The 21,272-nt window shown below is 57.5% G+C and carries 17 protein-coding genes; 8 read left to right on the forward strand and 9 right to left on the reverse strand.

All coding sequences use genetic code 11. From position 1 onward, the window contains the following. Positions 1–19 precede the first annotated feature (19 nt). Positions 20–3,118 (forward strand): multidrug efflux RND transporter permease subunit, encoded by a 3,099-nt coding sequence (locus ABIC80_RS00500; RefSeq protein ID WP_429174962.1) that lies wholly within the window; start codon positions 20–22, stop codon positions 3,116–3,118. Between the two features lie 123 nt (positions 3,119–3,241). Then, positions 3,242–4,132, forward strand: coding sequence for an oxidoreductase (locus tag ABIC80_RS00505; RefSeq protein ID WP_429174964.1), 891 nt, complete (start codon positions 3,242–3,244; stop codon positions 4,130–4,132). Between the two features lie 5 nt (positions 4,133–4,137). On the opposite strand, the gene ABIC80_RS00510 is transcribed toward ABIC80_RS00505, so the two are convergent. Next, positions 4,138–4,929: an MBL fold metallo-hydrolase gene (locus ABIC80_RS00510; protein WP_429176432.1), complete on the reverse strand. Its 792-nt coding sequence runs from the start codon at positions 4,927–4,929 to the stop codon at positions 4,138–4,140. A gap of 82 nt (positions 4,930–5,011) precedes the next feature. After that, the gene (locus ABIC80_RS00515) at positions 5,012–5,413 is read right to left on the reverse strand and encodes a RidA family protein (protein WP_312604910.1); all 402 of its coding nucleotides are present in this window, start codon (positions 5,411–5,413) and stop codon (positions 5,012–5,014) included. A gap of 141 nt (positions 5,414–5,554) precedes the next feature. Here ABIC80_RS00515 and ABIC80_RS00520 point away from each other — a divergent pair, with 141 nt between their 5' ends. After that, complete coding sequence (locus ABIC80_RS00520; RefSeq protein ID WP_429176434.1) at positions 5,555–6,160, forward strand: TetR/AcrR family transcriptional regulator; 606 nt, start codon at positions 5,555–5,557, stop codon at positions 6,158–6,160. 49 nt (positions 6,161–6,209) lie between these two features. Here ABIC80_RS00520 and ABIC80_RS00525 read toward each other — a convergent pair whose 3' ends face one another. After that, positions 6,210–6,401 carry a YfgG family protein gene (locus ABIC80_RS00525; RefSeq protein WP_071789562.1) on the reverse strand — a complete coding sequence of 64 codons (192 nt, stop codon included), beginning with the start codon at positions 6,399–6,401 and terminating at the stop codon, positions 6,210–6,212. Positions 6,402–6,751: 350 nt separating this feature from the next. Here ABIC80_RS00525 and ABIC80_RS00530 point away from each other — a divergent pair, with 350 nt between their 5' ends. Then, a complete protein-coding gene (locus tag ABIC80_RS00530; protein WP_429174967.1) occupies positions 6,752–8,965 on the forward strand; it encodes an EAL domain-containing protein in 2,214 nt (737 codons plus the stop codon). Positions 8,966–8,978: 13 nt separating this feature from the next. On the opposite strand, the gene ppx is transcribed toward ABIC80_RS00530, so the two are convergent. The 4 genes from ppx to purM all read right to left on the reverse strand — a co-directional run bounded on the left by ppx (position 8,979) and on the right by purM (position 14,557). Further along, complete coding sequence (gene ppx, locus ABIC80_RS00535; RefSeq protein WP_094421502.1) at positions 8,979–10,520, reverse strand: exopolyphosphatase; 1,542 nt, start codon at positions 10,518–10,520, stop codon at positions 8,979–8,981. A gap of 3 nt (positions 10,521–10,523) precedes the next feature. After that, positions 10,524–12,584, reverse strand: coding sequence for a polyphosphate kinase 1 (gene ppk1, locus ABIC80_RS00540; RefSeq protein ID WP_042713690.1), 2,061 nt, complete (start codon positions 12,582–12,584; stop codon positions 10,524–10,526). 297 nt (positions 12,585–12,881) lie between these two features. Then, positions 12,882–13,523 carry a phosphoribosylglycinamide formyltransferase gene (gene purN, locus ABIC80_RS00545; protein ID WP_367165197.1) on the reverse strand — a complete coding sequence of 214 codons (642 nt, stop codon included), beginning with the start codon at positions 13,521–13,523 and terminating at the stop codon, positions 12,882–12,884. Continuing rightward, the gene (gene purM, locus ABIC80_RS00550; RefSeq protein ID WP_042713694.1) at positions 13,520–14,557 is read right to left on the reverse strand and encodes a phosphoribosylformylglycinamidine cyclo-ligase; all 1,038 of its coding nucleotides are present in this window, start codon (positions 14,555–14,557) and stop codon (positions 13,520–13,522) included. Before purM ends, purN begins: the two co-directional genes overlap by 4 nt. Before the next feature lie 233 nt (positions 14,558–14,790). Here purM and upp point away from each other — a divergent pair, with 233 nt between their 5' ends. The 3 genes from upp (at position 14,791) to ABIC80_RS00565 (ending at position 17,618) form a co-directional block, all read left to right on the forward strand. Beyond that, positions 14,791–15,417 carry a uracil phosphoribosyltransferase gene (upp, locus tag ABIC80_RS00555; RefSeq protein WP_023481179.1) on the forward strand — a complete coding sequence of 209 codons (627 nt, stop codon included), beginning with the start codon at positions 14,791–14,793 and terminating at the stop codon, positions 15,415–15,417. Positions 15,418–15,527: 110 nt separating this feature from the next. Further along, complete coding sequence (uraA, locus tag ABIC80_RS00560) at positions 15,528–16,817, forward strand: uracil permease (protein WP_076768803.1); 1,290 nt, start codon at positions 15,528–15,530, stop codon at positions 16,815–16,817. 99 nt (positions 16,818–16,916) lie between these two features. Continuing rightward, positions 16,917–17,618, forward strand: a complete 702-nt coding sequence (locus ABIC80_RS00565; protein WP_034813832.1) for a DnaA inactivator Hda — start codon at positions 16,917–16,919, stop codon at positions 17,616–17,618. A gap of 492 nt (positions 17,619–18,110) precedes the next feature. Here the strand turns inward: ABIC80_RS00565 and arsC are convergent, their stop codons facing one another. Beyond that, positions 18,111–18,476: an arsenate reductase (glutaredoxin) gene (gene arsC / locus ABIC80_RS00570; protein ID WP_429174969.1), complete on the reverse strand. Its 366-nt coding sequence runs from the start codon at positions 18,474–18,476 to the stop codon at positions 18,111–18,113. A gap of 12 nt (positions 18,477–18,488) precedes the next feature. Further along, positions 18,489–19,952, reverse strand: coding sequence for a beta-barrel assembly-enhancing protease (gene bepA, locus ABIC80_RS00575; RefSeq protein ID WP_076768802.1), 1,464 nt, complete (start codon positions 19,950–19,952; stop codon positions 18,489–18,491). Between the two features lie 214 nt (positions 19,953–20,166). Here bepA and ABIC80_RS00580 point away from each other — a divergent pair, with 214 nt between their 5' ends. Beyond that, positions 20,167–21,243: an AI-2E family transporter gene (locus ABIC80_RS00580; protein WP_023481206.1), complete on the forward strand. Its 1,077-nt coding sequence runs from the start codon at positions 20,167–20,169 to the stop codon at positions 21,241–21,243. The last annotated feature ends 29 nt before the right edge of the window (positions 21,244–21,272 follow it).

The raw sequence follows: 21,272 nt of genomic DNA on the forward strand, positions 1-21,272 counted from the left end.
AACATGACAAAATAAAACCATGCCGCACTTTTTTATTGCACGCCCCGTTTTTGCCTGGGTTATTGCGCTATTTATTATCCTCGGCGGGCTGCTCGCCATTCCAAAGCTGCCCGTATCACAATATCCGGCGGTGGCTCCGCCAGGGGTGATTATTTCTGTCACCTTTCCAGGTGCGACGCCGGAGATGATGAACACTTCGGTTATTTCGCTGATTGAGCGCGAGATCTCCGGCGTAGATAACATCCTCTATTTTGAGGCCACCAGCGATACCAGCGGCACGGCGTCGATTACCGTCACCTTTAAACCGGGCACCGATGTCAAGCTCGCGCAGATCGATCTGCAAAACCAGATCAAAATTGTCGAGCCACGGTTGCCGCAGGTGGTGCGGCAAAACGGGATCAGCGTCGATGCGGCAGAGACTGGTTTTTTGATGATGGTCGGGCTGAAATCGACGAACGGTAAGTACCAGGAGGCGGATCTCAGCGACTACTTTGCCCGCAATGTGACCGATGAGCTGCGCCGTCTTCCCGGCGTCGGCAAGGTGCAGCTTTTTGGCGGCGAGAAGGCGATGCGTATCTGGCTCGATCCGCTCAAAATGCACAGCTATCAGCTCTCCGTCAGCGATGTAACCACGGCGATTGCGCAGCAAAACGTGCTGGTCTCGCCGGGACGCGTGGGAGATGAGCCTGCGCTGGCGGGGCAGCGCGTCACCTATCCGCTGACCGTCAAAGGCCAGCTCTCCTCCATTGAGGAGTTTCGCAATATCACGCTGAAGTCGAACACCACCGGCGCGCGTTTGCGGCTGGCGGATATCGCACGTGTCGAGAGCGGTTTACAGAGCTACGCCTTTGGTATTCGCGAGAATGGCGTGCCGGCAACGGCTGCGGCGATCCAGCTCTCCACCGGGGCGAATGCCATTAATACCGCAGCGGCGGTGCACCAGCGTCTGGCGGAGCTGAAAAGTGTGCTGCCGGAAGGAATGGTCTTTACGGTGCCTTTTGATACCGCGCCCTTCGTTAAACTCTCCATCTACAAAGTGGTGCAGACCTTTATTGAAGCGATGGTGCTGGTGTTCCTGGTGATGCTGCTCTTCCTGCATAAAGTGCGTTGTACGCTGATCCCGGCAATTGTCGCGCCTATTGCGCTGCTTGGTACCTTTACGGTGATGCTGCTGAGCGGGTACTCCATCAATATCCTCACCATGTTTGGCATGGTGCTGGCGATTGGCATTATCGTCGATGACGCGATTGTGGTGGTTGAGAACGTCGAGCGCCTGATGGAGGAGCAGGGGATGACGCCCGCAGATGCCACCCGGCAGGCGATGCACGAAATCACGCCGGCGATTATCGGTATCACGCTGGTACTGACCGCAGTGTTTATCCCGATGGGCTTCGCCAGCGGCTCTGTTGGCCTGATCTACCGACAATTCGCCATTGCGATGGCGGTGTCGATCCTCTTTTCCGCCTTCCTGGCGCTTACCCTGACGCCCGCGCTCTGCGCAACGGTGCTGAAGCCGCACACGGGCGCTGCACGCGGATTCTCCGCCCGCTTTAATCGCGCCTTTAACGGGCTGTCAGCGCGTTATGAATCGGGGCTTTTATGGGTATTGATGCGCAGCGGCCGCATGCTGCTGATCTACGCCGCGCTCTGCATCGCGCTGTTTGCCGGTCTGGTGGCGTTGCCATCCTCCTTTTTACCCGAAGAGGATCAGGGCTACTTTATGTCCTCCATTCAGCTTCCCTCGGACGCCACTATGCAGCGCACCACCGAGGTGGTGGAGCAGTTTGAGCAGGCGCTGGTCGATCGCCCGGCCATTGACAGCAACCTGATGATCCTCGGCTTTGGCTTTTCAGGCTCCGGACAGAACTCGGCGATGGCCTTTACCACCCTGAAAGGGTGGCAGGAGCGCCACGGTGCGACGGCGCAGAGTGAGGCCGATCTTATCCAGCAAAAGATGGAGTCCGTGCCGGGCGCGACGACCATGAGCCTGCTGCCGCCTGCCATCTCCGATATGGGCACCTCATCCGGGTTTACCTTTTATATTCAGGATCGGGCAGGAAAGGGATATAACGCGCTGAAACAGGCGGCGGATACGCTGGTGGAGAAGGCGAATGAAAGCGGCGCGCTCTCCGATGTCTATATCGACGGTTTGCCGCAGGGCACCTCGATCTCGCTGACTATCGACCGCGAGAAAGCCGAGGCGATGGGCGTCTCGTTTGAGGAGATTAACCAGGCGATCTCCGTCGCCTCCGGCTCGAATTACGTTAATGACTACACGCAGAACGGTCGCTTACAGCAGGTGATTGTGCAGGCCGATGCCGCATACCGGATGCAGCCAGAGACGCTGCTCAACATCCCGCTGAAAAACAGACGCGGTGAGATGGTTTTACTCTCAAGCGTGGTCAGCGCAACGTGGACCCAGTCGCCGCAGCAGCTCAACCGCTATCAGGGCTACCCGGCAATACGCATTACCGGCAGCGCCGCGCCGGGGCACTCGAGCGGCACCGGGATGGCGACGATGGAGCAGCTGGCGCGCGAACTGCCAGAGGGGTTTGGCGGCGAGTGGGCGGGCAGTTCGCTACAGGAGAAAGCTTCTGCCGCCCAGTTGCCGGGGTTGATTGCGCTGTCGGTGCTGGTGGTGTTTCTGGTGCTTGCCGCGCTGTATGAGAGCTGGTCGATCCCCTTTGCGGTGATGCTGGTGGTGCCGCTGGGGCTTATCGGTGCGCTTGTCGCCGTGATCGTCGCCGGTATGAGCAATGATGTCTTTTTCAAAGTCGGGCTGATTACATTGATTGGTCTGTCGGCGAAAAACGCCATTCTGATTATTGAGTTTGCCCGCCAGCTGCGTTTGCAGGGCAAAAGCACCCTCGAGGCGACACTGATGGCATCGCGGCAGCGGCTACGCCCCATTTTGATGACTTCGCTTGCCTTTACGCTCGGCGTGGTGCCGTTGATGATTGCCAGCGGCGCCAGCGCCAGTACCCAGCATGCGATAGGCACCGGGGTGTTTGGCGGTATGATCAGCGCCACCGTGCTGTCGCTGTTTTTTGTGCCGGTCTTTTTTGTTGTCATCATGCGGCTTTGTGAGTGGGCTACGCGGCGGGCAAAAGAGGCGTGAGACGAAATCGGCTGTCTTTCGTTCTGCAACGGGCTTATGGTGTTATGCAGGCGAAAACAGGCTTATGCGTCAATCTCGCCTGATGGGCACTGATAACCGATGATCACAGCAGGAGAACGTTTGATGTCTGAAAATCTTACGATTGCGCTGATTGGCCCGGGCGCGATTGGCACGACTATTGCTGCCGCACTGCATGAAGTTGATCGTGCGCCGCTGCTCTGCGGGCGCACTGCACATTCGCAGTTAACGTTGCGCCACGATGAGGGCGAGATCGTCGTCCCCGGCCCGGTTCTCACCGAGCCAACGTCGATCCAGCAGCCTGTCGATTTACTGTTTGTGGCGGTGAAAACCACTCAGGTTACCGAGAGCGCGGGCTGGCTCGCCGCGCTGTGCGATGAAAAGACGGTGGTGTGCGCGCTGCAAAATGGCGTGGAGCAGAAAGCTCAGCTCGCGCCGCTGGTCAATGGCGCGACGGTGCTCCCTTCCGTGGTCTGGTTCCCGGCGCAGCGCGAGCCGGATGCCTCCGTTTGGCTGCGGGCGAAACCGCGTCTGACTCTGCCGGATGTGCCGCAGGCACAGCGGGTGGTCGAAGCATTAAGCGGCACGCGCTGCGCGGTCGATCTCTCTGCGGATTTTCTCTCTATCGCCTGGCGCAAGCTGTTGCAGAATGCGGCGGCCGGGCTGATGGTGCTGGCCAATCGCCGTGCCGGTATGTTTTCCCGTGACGATATTACCGATTTAGCGCTGGCCTATTTGCGTGAGTGCCTGGCCGTTGCGCGCGCCGAAGGGGCGGTGCTGAAAGATGACGTGCCGCAGGAGATTGTTGGCAACTTCCAGCGCGCGCCTGCCGATCTGGGCACCTCTATTCTGGCTGACCGCCAGGCGAACCGCCCGCTGGAGTGGGATATCCGTAACGGCGTGATCCAGCGGCTCGGCCATGCGCACGGCATTGCGGTGCCCATCAGCGATGTGCTGGTGCCGCTGCTGGCAGCCGCCAGCGAAGGGCCAGGCTGAGCCCGTTAGCGCAGACAGGCAATATACTTCTCGGCGGAACGCCGCACGATCTCTGCGGCGTTGTGCGTAATCTCCCGACCTTCAAATGCGCCGTAGAGCCGGGTGAAGTTTATCGCGCTCAGGCGGCGCAGCATGTCGCTCACCGTGTCGGCTGAGAGTGGCAGCATATTCGGGTAGCTCCACATAAACGAGACCGCGTCATTGCCCGGCGCGACCTGCACGATATCTCCCGACAGCACAATGCCATCATCCCGCGCCCAGTAGAGCACCGCACCGCCCGCGAAGTGACCGCCGAGGCGCATCACGCTGACGTCGCGGGTCAACTGAAGCGTATCGCCCTCCCATAAATTCAGATAAGGCGTGTCGCGCATGATCCATTCGCGATCGCTGGCGTGCAGATAGATCGGCACGTCAAACTCGGCGGCCCAATCCTGCATGGTGGTGTAGTAGTGAGGGTGAGAGATGGCAATGGCTTTCAGCCCGCCCAGCGCGGCAATCAGCGTTTTTGTCGCCGCGTCGAGGGTGGCGATGCAATCCCATAAAATATTCCCCTCCGGTGTTCTCACCAGAAAGGCGCGCTGACCGATGGCAAAATCCGGCACCGTTTGCAGGCTGAAGAGATCCGCCTCGTGCTGGGTCCACTTATTGGCATGGGAAGCCAGCAGTTCGGCGGGATCGACCCACTGTTGTCCGCCGGGCGGCACAAACTGCCGCTCATCAACACAGGTTTTGCACTGCTGCGGGTGTTCGCCTGCGGTCTCATACGAGGTGCCGCAGGCGCGGCATAAGGTCATCATCATCACTTCTCCGTTGTGCAGTAAGGACAGGATCAGCCTGGCACATCGCGCCACAGCGGTGTGATGGTTCGTGCGTCGCGCGTTACGGCTGCGCGTCGGGAATGCGGGCAATCACTTTGATTTCGAAATCGAAACCTGCCAGCCAGTTGACGCCCACTGCCGTCCAGTTGGGGTAGGGCGGTTGCGGGAAAATCGCCTGTTTTACCTGCATGATGGTCGGGAATTGCACCTCCGGGTCGGTGTGAAAGGTGGTGACATCAATAAGATCGTCAAAGGTGCAGCCGGCGGCGGCAAGGGTTGCGCTAAGGTTCGCAAAGGCAAGCTCAACCTGGCGGGCAAAATCGGGCTCTGGTGTGCCATCTTCCCGGCTGCCGACCTGGCCGGAGACAAAGAGCAGATCGCCTGAGCGGATGGCGGCGGAGTAGCCATGCGCCTCATAAAGCGCATGACGGTTGGCAGGGAAAACAGCTTCGCGACGGATCATCGTGGTTCCTTTTGGCAATGTAAGTAAGAGAAGTGCGCGGCGCAGGAAAAAGGTTTAATATACGCCGCGTATATGAGATTAATATCACATACGCGATGTATGTCAAATGAGATACACACCGTATGTGAAAAGGAGAGGATGATGGCCGGTAAACGCCGCAGTGAAACGATGGAAGAGAACCGTGCGAAATTGCTGGCGGCAGCGCGACGAGCCTTTGCTGAAAAAGGGTTTGCCGCCGCTTCGATGGATGAGCTAACCGCCAGCGTCGGCCTGACGCGCGGCGCGCTGTACCACAATTTTGGCGATAAAAAAGGGCTGCTGGCAGCCGTAGTCACCGAGATTGATGGCGAGATGGCGCAGCGGGCGAAGGTTGAGGCCGCGAAAGCCGCCAACGCATGGCAGCAACTGTTAGCCGAAGGCATTACCTACATTAAAATGGCGCTGGATGAAGAGGTGCGGCGCATTGTCCTGCTTGATGGCCCGGCGTTTCTCGGCGATCCGGCTCAGTGGCCAAGCCAGAATAGCTGCCTCGAAGCCACGCGCCAGACGGTGATCGCCATGATTGAACGTGGAGAACTCAAGCCGGTTGATGCCGACGCAGCCGCGCGCCTGTTAAACGGTGCGGCGTTAAATGCCGCCCTGTGGGTCGCGGCCAGCGACGAGCCAGAGCAGGCGTTACCAAAAATGATAGACGCCTTTACCGCGCTGGCGAGCGGTTTACGCATTACGCCTGACGAGGGGAAATAAGCGTGCGTGACCCCACGCGAAAGCGTGCAGGCAAAAAAAACGGAAATCGTTAACGTTGTGCGGTGGGGTCGATAGTCTGGCTAACAGGTTGTAACTGGCTTTTTTCCTGATGATGATACCAGGCGCCAACAGAGGAATAGACAAAACGGCCGAAGAAGAAGAGGAAGCTGATAAGAAGTACGATACGGGTCATGCGACTGTCAAATCGATGTCGTTTTCGCATACTGGTTGCCTGACTCACAATGGTTCCTTAGGAATACCCGAACAACGGGCGACGGGGACATTAAGTCACACTCTCTTATTAAGATCAATCATGCTTGCCGCAAAAACAGTGTGAATAAAATATCACCACACTTTATATAAGATAAATTAATTATTTACACCTTAAATAAAAAAGCGCGAGATCGGTAATAATCAGCCGAATATAACCGCGTCGCGGCGGATTACTTGATCTAAAACAATTGTCACTCCGCATTGACCTCTTAAATTTCTTATCATTTGCGCACTGCCACGCTGTTTGGGCTTCGTGTAGTCAGGCTGGAAACCTGTCTTAACCACCTCTCTCGCGTTATGCGGGTTTGCTGAGTGATTATGTCATTGATAAGACGTTACAACAGATACAAAGACAGATGGTGGGCGCTGCCGCTTATCATCACCCCCGTTTTCTACCCGCTCGTTAATCTGGCAAATACGTTCACCATTATTTCAGGTCAGGAGGTGATGCTCTATTACCTGCCGATGGCCCTGTTCACCACCATGATGACATTCTTTGGCTGGGCCGCATTGCCGGGTGTGATCATCGCCTTAACCTGGCATTATGCCTCTGCTGGCCCGTTCGTCGTGGTGGAGCGATGCGTGCATATGCTGATTCCGCTGCTGCTAAGCTGGTTCGGCTACCGGCTTTTTGTCGCCCGTCGCCATCAAATTGCCTATGGTTCGACGCGGCAGATGACGCAGCGGGTCTTCTGGCAGGTGCTCAGCCCCGCCACGCTCTACCTGATCCTGCTTGAGCTGGGTGTCTGGCTGAATCTTGATGTTGCGGTTAATGAGGGCGGGGCGCTGGCGCTCAATGTGCCCACGTTGATTAACTACCAGGCGCTGCTGGTGGGGGCCATCACTGGCGTGCCCTTTAGCTATTTAGTGATCCGTATTTTGCGCCATCCGCGCTATGCGATTGCCTGGTTCTCACAGCTGCGCGCAGAGTTCGACCGAAAAGTTAGGCGAATTGAACTGCTGATCTGGTTAGGCATTATTACCGCCATTTTGCTGCTGTTGCTGCGCCCGCTGAATAATAACAGCTCGATATTCAGCACTAACTACACGCTGTCGCTGCTGCTGCCGGTGATGCTGTGGGGCTCAATGCGTTACGGCTTTCGCTTTATGCTCTTTATCTGGACACCGCTGCTGGTGCTCTCGGTTCACTTCTACTATCACTATCTGCCCAATTCGCCGACCTGGGATGTGCAACTGGCGATTGCCTCCTCCAGCTATCTGGTCTTCTCTTTTATGATCCTCGCGATGGCGATTATGGCGACCCGCCAGCGGCAGGTGCACGATCGCGCCCGGCGGCTGGCCTATATCGACCCGGTCACCCATATGCCGAACCTGCGCGCCCTGAGCCGATCGCTTGCCGATACCCCCTGGTCGGTGCTCTGTTTTTTACGCGTGCCGGAGCTGGAGCTGCTCGGGCGCAACTATGGCGTCTGGCTGCGTATTCAGTACAAACAGCACATGGCGGACTGGCTTAAGCCGCTGCTCTCGGCAGAAGAGAGTGTCCACCAGCTCTCCGGCCACGATCTGGTGATTCGCCTGAATACCCAATCACACCAGACGCGCATCGAGGCGCTGGATGCGCGGGTCAAACAGTTTCGTTTCGTCTGGGATGAGATGCCGCTCCAGCCGCAGGTCGGTTTTAGCTACTGTTACGTGCGCTCGCCGGTGAAACATCTCTATATGTTGCTGGGGGAGCTGAGCACGATTGCCGATCTGTCGCTGGCGACCCACCACCCGGAAAGCCTGCAAAACCGCGGAGCAGCGAACGTGCAGCGCGGGGTGAAAAGCAAAGTGGAGATGATGAACCGCCTGCAACTGGCGCTGGAGCAGGACCATTTTGTGCTGATGGCGCAGCGGATCCAGGGCGTGCGCGGCGACGATTATCACGAAATCCTGCTGCGGATGCGCGAGGAGAGCGGCGAGATCATCAAGCCCGATCTCTTTTTGCCGGTGGCCCATGAGTTTGGCCTCTCATCGCGCATCGACCTGTGGGTGACGGAGCATGTCCTGCGCTTTATGGCGCAGCACCACGAGGCGCTTCCCGGCCAGCGTTTCGCCATTAACCTTTCTCCCTCCTCCCTCTGCCGCACGCACTTCGCCCAAGAGGTGCTCAGCCTGCTTGAGAGGTACGGCGTTGAGCCGTGGCAGCTTATTTTTGAGATCACCGAAAGCAATGCTTTGCCAAGCCTGGCGCAGGCGATCAATACCTTATCGCAGCTGCAACAGATGGGCTGCCGGGTGGCGATTGATGATTTTGGCACCGGCTATGCCAGCTATGCGCGGCTGAAAACCGTATCAGCGGATATTCTGAAGATTGATGGGAGTTTTATCCGCAACATTGTCGCCAGCAGTCTCGATTACCAGATTGTGGCCTCGATCTGCCATCTGGCGCGGATGAAGAAGATGCAGGTGGTGGCGGAGTATGTAGAGAGTGAAGAGATACGCAGCGCGGCGGTCGCGCTGGGTATCGATTATCTTCAGGGGTATCTGATTGGCAAACCCGCGCCGCTGGCGGCGCTGGTGGAGGAGTAGCGAATGTGGCGATTTACGCCGCCACGGTCGGGGACTGCTCCTCTTCGATCTTCAGCCGCCAGCCGGTTACCGCTTCCCAGTACTCCTGCTCTTTTTCCAGATCCAGCAGCACCAGCGCATTCTGGCTAAACCAGTCATGGGGGAAGCTCAGCGTCCAGTGGTTGTCATCGGTTTTCAGGCGCAGCGTCGGCGGCGTGGTGGTCGCCTGGCGCTGGTTATTCAACAGCACGCCGAGACGTAAGATCTGCACCAGCGGTAAAAACTGTTTCTTTTTAAACAGCGTAAAGCGCGGGATCTCATCAAGCTTGATCGCCTTGCGGTGGTAGCGCACCATCGTCGCCATCATCAGCTGCTGCTCCTGATTAAAGCCGGGCAGATCGCTGTTTTGCAGAATATAGGCCGAGTGGCGGTGCATGCCGCTGTGGTTAATATTCAGCCCCACTTCGTGCAGCATCGCCGCCCATTTCAGCAGCGCCGCAAGCTGCGGGTTGCCAAGTTTCGGGTTCTGCGCCTGCCACTGATCGTAAATCAGCGTGGTGGTATCCAGCACGCGGCGCGCCTGATCGCGGTCTATGTTGTACTGGCTTGCCAGGCTCTGCGCGGTGCGGCTACGGATGTCCTGATGGCGGAAACGCCCCTCCATCTCATACAGCACCCCTTCACGCAGCGCGCCGTCGGAGAGCCGCAGTTCGCGGATCGCCAGCGCGTCGAACACGCCGCACAGAATGGCCAGACCCGGCACGAATACCACTTTGCGCTCATCGGAGAGGCCCGGCAGGGTAAGATCGCTGAAGCTCTTAAATTTCAGCACTTCCGCGACCACTCTCTCCAGCCGCTCCGGAGTGATAATGCCATCCTTCTCGCCCAGTGCGATCAGCACTTCATGCACCGCTTTTATCGTGCCGGAGGCGCCAAGCGCCACGTTCCAGCCCTGAATGCGGTACTGCCAGGCAAGCGACTCCAGCTTCTGCGTTGCTGCCATGCGCGCGCGGCGGAAGTTTTCACCGTTAATGGTGCTGCCCGCAAAGTAGAGCTGGGCAAAGCTGACGCAGCCCATCCGACGGCTCTCAACCAGCTGTGGCTGAAAATCTTCGCCGATTACCAGCTCCGTCGAGCCGCCGCCGATATCGACCACCAGCTTGCGGCCTTTCTCCGGCTGCGTGTGCTCAACGCCCATAAAAATCAGGCGCGCCTCTTCGTTGCCGGGGATGATCTCAATCGGGTAGGGGATCACTTTTTCGGCGCGTTTGAGAAACTCTGTCGCGTTCGACGCCTGGCGCAGCGTATGCGTACCGACGATGCAGACGCTGGCCGGATCGAAGCCCTGCAAGCGTTCGGCAAACAGCGACAGGCAGGCAATCCCGCGCTCCATCGCCTCTTCGCTCAGCATGTTATTGCTGTCCAGCCCGTCAGCCAGATGCACGCGCTGCTTAAGGCGCCCGATGATTTGCATCGCGCCATCCACCACACGGGCAATCACCATGTGGAAACTGTTGGAACCCAAATCGACCGCGGCGAACTCCTCCGGTCGTGGCATCTTCTCTTGTATCGGCATAGATTATTCGGACTGTTCGAGGGATTTGATATAGTCGTAAATCGCTAGTTGGGAGCGTACTTTACGACGATTCCCGCGCGGCACATAGCGATTACTCAGTTCTTTGTCGATATAACGGGCTTTCACAGTATCACTGAATTGCAGCTCCATAATATCCAGTACCCGCTGTTTCAGGCGCGGATCGAGAATGGGCGCGGCCACTTCAATACGGTAATCAATATTACGTGTCATCCAGTCGGCGGAGGAGAGCCAGACACGCTTTTCGCCACCATGTTCGAAAATATAGATGCGATCGTGCTCAAGATAGCGGTCAACGATACTGATCACCCGAATATTGTCGCTGATGCCTTCAAGATTGGGGATCAGCGAGCACATGCCGCGCACCAGCAAGTTCACCGGCACACCGGAGCAGGACGCCGCATAGAGCCTGTCTACCAGCCCTTTATCGACAAGGTTATTCAGCTTCAGCGTAATGCCGGACGGGTTACCGTTCTGCGCGTTGGCGATTTCCGCGTCGATCATGTCATAAAGCAGGCGGCGCGAGTTTTGCGGCGATACCAGCAGATAGTCGAACTGCACCGGTCGATAAGGGTTCTCAATAAAGTTAAACACCCGGCGCACTTCGTTAGTAATACGCGCATCGGCGGTCAGCAGCGAGTAATCGGAGTAGATACGCGCGGTTTTCTCGTTGAAGTTACCGGTGCCGATATGGGCATAGCGCACGATCTCTTCGCCTTCCATACGCGAGATGAGGAACAGCTTGGCGTGAATTTTTAAGCCCGGCGCGGAGAAGATCACCTGCACGCCCGCTTCCGTCAGCCGTTTGGCCCAGTGAATATTGGCCTCTTCATCAAAACGCGCCTGCAGCTCCACCACCACGGTCACTTTTTTGCCGTTGTGCGCGGCGTGGATCATCGAGTCGATGATGCGCGAATCTTTTGCCACGCGGTAGATGTTGATTTTGATCGCCAGCACGTTCGGGTCGAACGACGCCTGGCGCAGCATCTCCAGCACGTGCTCAAAGGTGTGGTAGGGATAGTAGAGCAGCACATCGCGCTCGCGGATGGCGTCGAAACCGTTGCGGAATTTATCAAACCAGACGTGACGCAGGCGCGGCAGCGGCTTGTTGACCAGATTGGCTTTGCCGACATTCGGGAAACCAATAAAGTCTTTAAAGTTGTGGTAACGCCCGCCGGGAATAATCGAGTCGTAGCGGGAGATGGTCAGCTTCTCGCGCAGCATCTCAACCATCGCATCCGGCATATCGCGTTGGTAAACAAACCGCACCGGCTCGGCGGTCAGGCGCTGTTTCAGGCTTGAGGACATCAGCTCCATCAGGCTCGACTCCATCTCGTGCACCAGGTCATATTCGGCGTCACGGGTCATTTTCATCGAGTAGGCGTTGAGCGAGTCGTAATCGAAGAAGCCTTTAAAGATATCATCCAGGCAGTAGCGCAGAATGTTATCCAGCAGAATCATTGGTTTGCGGCGGCGCGGCGTCTCCGGCGGCAGGTTGACGAAGCGCGGCACTTTGTCTGAGGGAATTTCCAGCAGCGCGTAGCGGATATCGTCGCCGCGAATGATCTCTACCGCCAGATAGGTGTAATCATCCTTCAGGAAGCGCACCAGATTGGTTTCGCGGGTGATAAGCGTCGGCGTGATGTGCTGGCGCAGGTACTGTTTAAAGTAGCTGCGCAGCCAGCTTTGCTGGTTTTGCGAGAGCTGGCGTTCGTTAATCAGGAAGATCTGATTACGCGCCATCTCCAGCAGCAGGTCGTTATAGAGCCCGTCGAACTCCTGGTCGGCTTTCAATACGCGAGACTGAATTTTGCCCAGCAGATGACGTGAATTGGTCGCCACGCCCTGTTCTTCGCTGATGATCAGCCGCCGCTTAAGCTCGGCGAAACGGACCTTATAGAACTCATCAAGGTTATTGGAATAGATCCCCAGAAAACGCATGCGTTCGATAAGGGGGTTACTTTTGTCCGCGGCTTCCTGAAGCACGCGTTCGTTAAAGCACAACCAGCTTAGTTCTTTTTCGAGATATAACTTTTCCTGACCCATTCCTGTTTACACTCCGGTTCTTTCTCGAAGCACGGCCACTCCCTCTCGCACATGCGGTGCTTCGACTTGCAGGTGAACGTTGCTGGCGTTCCTTCGTATAAGACAACTTATTATGGCGAGCTTTGTTAGCAGATGTCCAACTGTGGCAAAAAAGTATGACAGTAATCAGTTTTATTGCTTAACGTGATGAAAAATAGTGCGGAGTGGTGAGGGAAGGGGGAGGTGCCGGAGATGGTTTCGCCTCTCCGGCACAGAACAGAGCCAGGCTGCGAAAGCCGCAGCCGGGGAAACGCGCAATTATTCGTCCGCTGCATACCCTTCAGGCGGTAGACGCAGGCCATCAAGCCAGGCACCGCCCTGCTGCATGGTCAGGCGACCCTCGACAAACCAGCTCACCACCAGCGGATAGATCGCATGCTCCTGCGCCTGCACACGGGCAGTAATATCCTCTTCGCTATCACCCGCAAACACCGGCACTTTCGCCTGCAAAATTACCGGGCCGCCATCCAGTTCATCAGTGACAAAGTGCACGCTGGTGCCGTGCTCCTCATCGCCGTTTTCCAGCACCTGGCGGTGGGTATGCAAACCGGGATATTTCGGTAACAGGGAGGGGTGGATATTGAGCAGGCGACCGGCGTAGTGGGCAACAAACGCCGGGCTGAGGATGCGCATATAACCCGCCAGCACCACAACATCCGGTGCGTAGGCGTCAATCTCCTGCATCAGCTCACGATCGAACGCGTCGCGGTTGGCAAACTGATCTGCGCTCAGCGCATGAGCGGGAATATTCGCTTCCCGCGCACGCTGAAGGCCGAACGCGTCGGCCTTATTACTGAAAACTGCCCGCAGGGTGCCGTTGATTCTTTTCTGTTTGCAGGCGTCGATAATCGCCTGCAAATTACTGCCGTTGCCGGAAATCAGCACCACAATGTTTTTCATTCAATGACCACACGCTCGCTGGAATCAGAAGCTTTGATCATACCGATTTTCCATGCCTTTTCACCTTTGGCATTCATCAGCTCAATCGCTTTATCCACTTCCTGCGCGGGGAGGGCGATCACCATGCCAACGCCGCAGTTAAAGGTGCGGTACATTTCGTGACGGCTGACGTTACCGGCGCTCTGCAGCCAGTCAAACACCGCCGGCCACTGCCAGGAGGATTCGTCGATCACGGCCTGGGTGTTATCCGGCAGAACGCGCGGAATGTTCTCCCAGAAACCGCCGCCGGTGAGGTGCGCAACCGCATGAACCTCAACCTTTTCGATCAGCTCCAGCACGGATTTAACGTAAATGCGGGTCGGCTCCAGCAGGTGATCGGCCAGTGATTTGCCTTCCAGCTGCGTGGTCAGCGGATCGGTGCCGCTCACTTCGAGGACTTTGCGCACCAGCGAGTAGCCGTTGGAGTGCGGGCCGCTGGAGCCAAGGGCTACCAGCACATCGCCATCGGCGACTTTGCTACCGTCGATAATCTCTGATTTTTCTACTACGCCGACGCAGAAACCAGCCACATCATAGTCGTCGCCGTGATACATGCCCGGCATCTCTGCCGTTTCGCCGCCGACCAGCGCGCAGCCGGACTGCAAACACCCTTCGGCGATACCGTTAATCACGCTGGCAGCAGTATCGACATCCAGTTTGCCGGTGGCGTAGTAGTCGAGGAAGAAGAGGGGCTCTGCGCCCTGTACCACCAGATCGTTAACACACATCGCGACAAGGTCGATGCCGATAGTGTCGTGACGTTTCAGATCCATCGCCAGACGCAGCTTGGTGCCTACGCCATCAGTGCCGGAAACCAGAACTGGCTCACGATATTTTTGCGGCAACGCGCACAGCGCGCCGAAGCCGCCCAGCCCGCCCATCACTTCCGGGCGACGGGTCTTCTTCACCACGCCTTTGATTCGGTCTACCAGAGCATTGCCCGCGTCAATATCAACACCGGCATCTTTATAGCTGAGAGAGGTTTTATCGGTCACTGCTTCTGTCCCCACGCGTTTTCTAGCGGTAGCAATAAAAATTCGGCGCAATTCTAACAGCCAAGGCAAACGTTTGCGAGTCCATTGTTGCAGGGCGCCGTCGATTATTGTTTTATACTCTTCTCCAGCTGAATTGATCGCGATCAAGCGGCTGCCTGTAGCGAAACGGGAAAAAAGCGGTATAATCCGGCGATTTTTTTGTGGTTGCCACCTGTCAGCGGAAGGAGAAGAGTATGAAGGTCGTGGAAGTAAAACACCCACTCGTCAAACACAAGCTGGGCCTGATGCGAGAGAACGACATCAGCACCAAACGCTTTCGTGAACTCGCCTCAGAAGTAGGCAGCCTGCTGACTTATGAAGCTACTGCGGATCTGGAAACCGAGAAAGTGACTATCGAAGGCTGGAACGGCCCGGTAGAGATCGACCAGATCAAGGGTAAGAAAATTACCGTGGTGCCGATCCTGCGTGCCGGTCTGGGGATGATGGAAGGCGTGCTGGAGCACGTGCCAAGCGCGCGCATCAGCGTTGTCGGTATCTACCGCAACGAAGAGACGCTGGAGCCGGTGCCTTACTTCCAGAAACTGGTATCGAACATCGACGAGCGTATGGCGCTGGTGGTTGACCCGATGCTGGCGACCGGTGGTTCAATGATCGCCACCATCGATCTGCTGAAAAACGCCGGCTGCACCACTATTAAGGTGCTGGTGCTGGTAGCCGCGCCGGAAGGCGTCGCGGCGCTTGAGAAAGCGCACCCGGATGTCGAACTCTATACCGCATCTATCGACCAGGGTCTTAACGAGCAGGGGTACATCATCCCGGGGCTCGGCGATGCCGGCGATAAGATTTTTGGGACGAAGTAACTGATAACACAATGAAAGCCGACTTTGATAGTCGGCTTTTTTTTGGGAAACAGAACACTGCCCGCCGCACCGGACGGGGAGATTAACAACAACACTCAGAGGAAAACACTATGACGCGCCGTGCTATCGGGGTGAGTGAAAGACCGCCGCTTTTGCAGACGATCCCGCTTAGTTTGCAGCACTTGTTCGCCATGTTTGGCGCAACCGTGCTGGTGCCAATCCTGTTTCATATCAACCCGGCCACCGTGCTGCTGTTTAACGGTGTCGGCACGCTGCTCTATATCTTTATCTGTAAAGGGAAAATCCCCGCTTACCTCGGCTCCAGCTTTGCTTTTATCTCGCCGGTGCTGCTGCTGTTGCCGCTGGGTTATGAAGTGGCGCTGGGCGGCTTCATTATGTGCGGCGTGCTCTTCTGCCTGGTGGCGCTGATTGTCAAAAAAGCGGGCACCGGCTGGCTGGATGTGATGTTCCCGCCTGCGGCAATGGGCGCCATTGTGGCGGTGATCGGCCTCGAGTTAGCGGGCGTGGCGGCGAATATGGCCGGCTTGCTGCCCGCAGACGGGCAGAGCGCCGACAGCAAAACCATCACCATTTCGCTGGTGACCCTGGCGGTGACGGTCTTTGGATCGGTGCTGTTCCGCGGTTTTCTGGCGATTATCCCGATTCTGATCGGCGTACTGGCAGGCTATGCGCTCTCTTTCGCCATGGGCGTGGTCGATACCACACCTATCGCCCAGGCGCACTGGTTCGCGCTGCCAACCTTTTACACTCCGCGCTTTGAGTGGTTCGCTATCTTCACCATTCTGCCGGCGGCGCTGGTGGTAATTGCCGAGCACGTCGGGCATCTGGTGGTGACGGCCAATATCGTCAAACGCGATCTGATCCGCGACCCGGGCCTGCACCGTTCGATGTTTGCCAACGGTCTGTCGACGATGATCTCTGGCTTCTTCGGTTCGACGCCCAATACGACCTACGGTGAGAATATCGGCGTGATGGCAATTACCCGCGTCTATAGCACCTGGGTAATTGGCGGCGCGGCGATTATCGCTATTCTGCTCTCCTGCGTCGGCAAGCTGGCGGCGGCGATCCAGATCATTCCGGTGCCGGTAATGGGCGGCGTGTCGCTACTGCTCTACGGGGTGATTGGTGCTTCGGGGATCCGCGTGCTGATTGAGTCGAAAGTGGACTACAGCAAAGCGCAAAACCTGATCCTTACCTCGGTGATCCTGATTATCGGCGTCAGCGGCGCGAAGGTGCATATCGGCGCGGCAGAGCTGAAAGGGATGGCGCTGGCGACCATTGTCGGCGTTGGCCTGAGCCTGATCTTCAAGCTGATTAGCGTGCTGCGTCCGGAAGAGGTGATACTGGATGCGCCAGAAAATGAGCAGGCGAAACCGTAAGTAGCGCACAGAATTGAACCGGGCCTCGCGCCCGGTTCAAACGGCGTCGATTTTTATGATAGACTCACTGCGTTTTTTGTAAGCCCTGTTGAGGTACCTCTGAACACGCCGGCACAGCTCTCCCTGCCATTATTTTTACCCGATGATGAAACCTTTGCGAGTTTCTGGCCGGGTGATAACCCCTCCTTACTGGCGGCGTTACAAAACGTTTTGCGCGAGGCGCACAGCGGTTATATCTATTTCTGGTCACGCGAAGGCGCGGGCCGCAGTCATCTGCTGCATGCCGCCTGCGCCGAACTCTCTCAGCGCGGCGATGCCGTGGGCTATGTGCCGCTCGATAAACGCACCTGGTTTGTCCCGGAAGTGCTGGAAGGGATGGAGCATCTCTCGCTGGTCTGCATCGATAATATCGAGTGCATCGCGGGCGATGAGCCGTGGGAGATGGCGATCTTTAACCTCTACAACCGTATTCTGGAGCAGGGTAAAACCCGTCTGCTGATCACTGGTGACAGGCCGCCGCGCCAGCTCAATCTCGGCTTGCCGGATCTGGCTTCGCGTCTCGACTGGGGGCAGATCTACAAGCTGCAGCCGCTCTCCGATGAGGACAAATTGCAGGCGCTGCAACTGCGCGCGCGCATTCGCGGTTTCGAATTGCCGGAAGATGTCGGCCGTTTTCTGCTGAAAAGATTGGATCGCGAGATGCGCACGCTGTTCGACACCCTCGATCAGCTGGATCGCGCTTCGATCACCGCCCAGCGCAAGCTCACCATCCCGTTTGTGAAAGATATTCTGCAACTGTAGGGGCTTCTTCTGCCGGATGGCGGCGTACCGCCTTATCCGGCCTACAAGGGCCTGGAGTCTGTTGCGTAGGCCGGATAAGCGTGAGCGCCATCCGGCACTGCACGATGGCTTCTTCTGCCGGATGACGGCGTACCGCCTTATCCGGCCTACAAGGGTTTGAGGTCTGTTGCGTAGGCCGGATAAGCGTGAGCGCCATCCGGCACTGCACTGTGGCTTTTTCTGCCGGATGGCGGCGTGCCGCCTTATCCGGCCTACAAGGGCCTGGAGTCTGTTGCGTAGACCGAATAAGCGTGAGCGCCATCCGGCACTGCACGATGGCTTCTTCTGCCGGATGGCGGCGTACCGCCTTATCCGGCCTACAAGGGCTTGTGGTCTGTTGCGTAGGCCGGATAAGCGTGAGCGCCATCCGGCACTGCACTGTGGCTTCTTCTGCCGGATGGCGGCGTGCCGCCTTATCCGGCCTACAAAAGCTTGTGGCCTACGGCCCGGCAATTACACTTTCCCGACGATCTCCATTACGCTTTCCGGCGGGCGGCCAATGCGCGCCTGACCGTTGGCGACCACGATGGGCCGCTCGATCAATTTCGGGTTCTCCACCATCGCCTGCACCAGCGCCGCTTCGGACAATGCTCTATCGCCGAGATTGAGCGATTTATAGAGCTCCTCTTTCGTGCGCATCAACTCCCGCGCGCTCGACATGCCAAGCCACTGCAACAGCTGTTTAATTGTTGCCGCATCCGGCGGCGTCTCCAGATAGAGCACCACCTCCGGTTCAACACCGTTGGCTTGCAGCAGGCTCAGGGTTTCGCGGCTCTTGGAGCAGCGGGGGTTATGGTAGATTTTTACTGCGTCTGACATCTTCTCTCCTGATTACATCTTTTCATATGGGCGGAAGCGCTGCTGCATCTGGCGCAACTGGTCGATTCGCGCGTCATAGCGTGCCTGTTGCAGGCTGCCAAGCTTCACCTGCGCGCTGGCACTGCTCAACAGCGTAATCGCCTGGTCGAGCCTGCCGATCAGCGCCTGGCCTTCGGCGCGTGCCGCCAGCTCCTGATCGCGGTTGCCGAGCGCTGCTTCCGTTTGCGCCAGCAGATCCCAGCCGTTGATATCGTCTTTATTGGTGAAGGTGTAGCGATTGAGGATCTGCGCCGCCTGTGCCGGCTGGCCACCCTGTAAGTAAGCGTTCGCCAGGTTGAGCTGTAGCACCGGGCTGTTCTTAAGCCCGCTGGCACTATTCAGGCGTTTAATCGCCTCGCCGCTTTTATTCAGGCCAAGATCAATATCCGTCGCCAGATCGAGATACCAGGCATTGTTCGCATCCGCGCTCAGTAGCGGCTGCAACAGTTTCTGCGCCCCGGCAAAATCTTTCGCCTCCATCGCTTTCAGCGCCCGGCCATACTGCGCGGCGCGCTGCTCGCGCACGTTGCCTTTCGCCCAGCTATCGAGCAGATCGTCGGTCAGCTGGTTACGGCCGGAGTTATACATGCCCAGGGTGCGGGCCTTTGCCATATAGAACGACTCAGAAGATTGCACCACCACCGGGCGCATCTGGTTGGCGCGGTTACGGGCATCCGACAGTCGGCTCTCCGGCAGGGGGTGCGTCAGCAAAATTTCCGGCGGACGGCTGGAGTAGCGGGACTGATCGAGTAGTTTTTCAAGGAAGGTCGGCATCGCCTGCGGGTCAAAACCAGCGCGTTGCAGCACCTGAATGCCGATGCGATCCGCCTCCTGCTCATTCTGCTGCGTAAAGCTGATCATCCCCTGCCGCGTGCCGGCCAGTGTACCGGTCAGCGCCGCCATCCCCGCCTGCGGGCTGGCCATCGCCAGCAGAATCGACCCCAGCGCGCCTGCCCAGGTGAGCGGCGCGCTGCTTTTCTGATCTTCCATCGCGCGCGCAAGGTGGCGCTGGGTAACGTGCGAAATTTCGTGCGCCATCACCGAGGCGAGCTGGCTCTCATTATCCGTGTAACGGAAGAGGGCAGAGTGCAGCACCACATTGCCGCCGAAGAAGGCGAAGGCGTTAATTTCGTCGTTATTCACCAGGTAGAAGTGGAAAGGGGTTTTCACTGAGTAGGCATGCGCGACCAGCCGCATACCGAGGGAATTGATGTACTGCACCAGCAGCGGATCGTTAATCAACGGCGCGCTGCCGCGCAGTTGGCGCACATAGAAGTCGCCCATCTGCATCTCCTGGCCGATGGAGAGCGTACTGCCAGCCGAGGTGCCCATATCCGGCAGGCTATCTGCCGAGTCTGCAAAAACCGGCGCAGCCTGGCCTGCGGTAAGGGCGGCTATAAGGGTTGCGACCAGCGTTCGTTTCAACTGCCTGAACATAACCTCTTTCCTGTGTTGGAGGTGACACAACGATAACCGGGTTCCATTCGGCTTACCCGCCCTGCGAGTGTAGCCGCGTTAATGGTCATTGAAAATCTTATTCACGGCAATGATATGTTTCCCGCAAAGGGAACGAAAAGCGAAGTCTTTTTTATGACATTTCGATAAACTTCCTGTTCTGAACGTCCGCCAGTGAGGCGAAATAAGGAACGTTATGCTCGAAATGTTGACGCAGTGGTATCGCCGTCGCTTCAGCGATCCCGAAGCGATTGCCCTGCTGGTTATTCTGCTTGCCGGTTTTACCATTCTTTTCTTCTTTAGCGGCCTGCTCGCGCCGCTGCTTGTTGCGCTGGTGATTGCCTATCTGCTGGAGTGGCCAACGGCCCGCCTGCAGCGCATTGGCTGCTCGCGCAGTTGGGCGGCAAGCATCGTGCTGGTGCTGTTCGTCGGCATTCTGCTGGTGATGGCTTTTGTGGTGATGCCGATTGCGTGGCAGCAGGGGATCAACCTGATCCGCGATATGCCCGGCATGTTAAACAAGCTCTCCGGTTTTGCTGCCACCCTGCCGCGCCGTTATCCCGCGCTGATGGATGCGGGCATCATCGATGCGATGGCTGAGAATATGCGCTCGCGCATGCTGTCGATGGGTGACTCGGTGGTGAAATACTCCCTCGCCTCGCTGGTCGGGCTGCTTACCCTTGCGGTCTATCTGGTGCTTGTGCCGCTGATGGTCTTCTTCCTGGTGAAGGATAAAGAGCAGATGCTGAGCGCCGTGCGCCGCGTGCTGCCGCGCAATCGCGGGCTGGCAGGCCAGGTGTGGAAAGAGATGAATCAGCAGATCACCAACTATATTCGCGGCAAAGTGCTGGAGATGGTGGTGGTCGGCGTTGCCACCTGGATTGGCTTCATTCTCTTTGGCCTCAACTACTCGCTGCTGCTGGCGGTGCTGGTGGGCTTCTCGGTGTTGATTCCCTATATCGGCGCGTTTGTGGTGACCATTCCGGTGGTTGGCGTGGCGCTGTTTCAGTTCGGGCTGGGCACCGAGTTCTGGAGCTGCTTTGCGGTTTACCTGATTATCCAGGGGCTGGATGGCAACCTGCTGGTGCCGGTGCTTTTCTCGGAAGCGGTCAACCTGCATCCGCTGGTGATTATTCTGTCGGTGGTGATTTTCGGCGGCCTGTGGGGCTTCTGGGGCGTCTTCTTCGCCATTCCGCTGGCAACGTTGATTAAAGCGGTGATCCACGCGTGGCCAGATTCGCTCGCCAGCGAAGATGAAGTGATAAGCGGATAAGGCGAGAGTAAGCGCTGGAGAGGAGGGCG

The sequence above is a fragment of the Kosakonia sp. 1610 genome (assembly GCF_050435845.1).
Taxonomy (GTDB): Bacteria; Pseudomonadota; Gammaproteobacteria; order Enterobacterales; family Enterobacteriaceae; genus Kosakonia; species Kosakonia cowanii.